This window comes from Cobetia sp. SIMBA_158, from assembly GCF_046566945.1.
GTDB classification, from domain to species: domain Bacteria; phylum Pseudomonadota; class Gammaproteobacteria; order Pseudomonadales; family Halomonadaceae; genus Cobetia; species Cobetia amphilecti.
The window spans coordinates 1-250 of sequence record NZ_JAWJYL010000787.1; the positions used below are offsets into that span (position 1 = coordinate 1).

General features: G+C 41.2%; 1 pseudogene. It reads left to right on the forward strand.

The features are described from left to right. Positions 1 to 174: pseudogene (locus R2R70_RS21970) on the forward strand (glutathione-disulfide reductase); the annotation flags it as partial. Positions 175 to 250: the final 76 nt, after the last annotated feature.

Here is a 250-nt window from a genome sequence, read left to right on the forward strand (position 1 = left end):
GTTTGCGCAGGGGAAGACGAAAAAGTAGTTGGCTTACATGGCCTTGGTTTTGCCGTTGATGAAATGATTCAGGGTTTTGCCGTAGCGATGAAAATGGGCGCAACTAAAGCTGACTTTGACGCTGTTGTTGCACTTCACCCAACGGGCTCTGAAGAGTTTGTGACTATGCGCTAAGCTATTTAACCTAAATTCTGGATAAAAAATCACTTAATCAGAGTTCAGGTTATTTATTAATTTAACAACGTTAAGC